General features: G+C 71.1%; 1 protein-coding gene. It reads right to left on the bottom strand.

All coding sequences use genetic code 11. The features are described from left to right. Nucleotides 1-64: 64 nt before the first annotated feature. On the bottom strand, nt 65-1,054 hold the full coding sequence (locus E0D90_RS25735) for an ABC transporter substrate-binding protein (protein ID WP_130800310.1): 990 nt from the start codon (nt 1,052-1,054) through the stop codon (nt 65-67). Nucleotides 1,055-1,138: the final 84 nt, after the last annotated feature.

Below are 1,138 nucleotides of genomic sequence, written 5' to 3'. Positions count from 1 at the left end.
GGGGAGGTGGGGTGCGGCCGGGCCGCTGCCGGGCGTTCCGGCCGGCGCGGCGCGGCCGTGGGGCTCAGCGGTCCAGGGAGCGCAGGTAGGCGCCGACGTTCTCGACACCGTCGACGATGCGCGGTCCGCTGATCGCCTCGTTGTAGTCCAGCAGGTGGAAGTTGTCCTCGCGCACGGCGGTCACCTCGGAGAGGGCCGGAGAGGACTTCAGGAAGGCGATCTTCTCCTCGGCGGGCTGGTCGCCGTAGTCGAGGATCAGGATGACCTCGGGGTCGGCCTCGATGACCGACTCCCAACTCACCCCGGTCCAGCGGCCTTCGAGGTCGGAGTAGATGTTCTCGCCCCCGGCCAGTTCGATGATCTCCTGGGGCGGTGCCTGGTTGCCCGAGGTGAAGGGCTGGTCCACGCCCGAGTCGTAGAGGAAGACCCGCACCGGGTCGCCGTCGGGCGCCCCGGCCTCGACCTCCGCCACCCGCTCCCGGAGTCCGGTGACGACCTCGGCCGCCTCGTCCTCGACGCCGAAGATCGCCCCGAGCCGTTCCAGATCGAGGTAGAGACCGTCGAACGGGCCGACGCGCAGCGGGTGTTCGGGGTAGTTGTAGCAGGTCTCGCTGTGCATGAAGCTCTGGATTCCGAGGCGGTCGAGGATCTCCGGTGTGATGCCCCGTTCGTCGCTGAACCCGGACTGCCAGCCGGCGACGACGAAGTCTGCCTCGGCGCCGACCACGAGTTCCCGGTTGAGCACGTCGTCGCTCAGCATCTCCAGCCCGGCGTACTCCTGGGCCCAGGGGGACTCCTCGACCGGAGGGTTGGCCGGCGGCATGACATAGCCGCGGATGGCGTCGGCGAGCCCGAGGATCAGCATCTTGTCCGCGCTGCCCGCCTCGTACACCACGGCCTTCGACGGGGTGCGGTACTCGATCTCCTCGCCGCACCGTTCGACGGTGACGGTGTCGGCCGCCGCCGGCGGCGCCTCGGTCCGGGCGCCGCAGCCGGCGAGTATCAGCGGGGCGGCGCAGGCCAGGGCGGCCGCGGCAGGTCGGGAACGGAACACGGGGGTACTCCTCGGAGGATGGTTGAGGCACGGAAGCGGGGGCCCGGACGAGCACGGCCGGGCCCCCGCTTCCGTGCCTCAACC

The organism is Streptomyces otsuchiensis (assembly GCF_004305975.1).
In the GTDB taxonomy this organism is placed as follows: domain Bacteria; phylum Actinomycetota; class Actinomycetes; order Streptomycetales; family Streptomycetaceae; genus Streptomyces; species Streptomyces otsuchiensis.
Note: the sequence above shows the minus strand (reverse complement) of the source record. Positions and strands in the feature narration are given on the sequence as shown.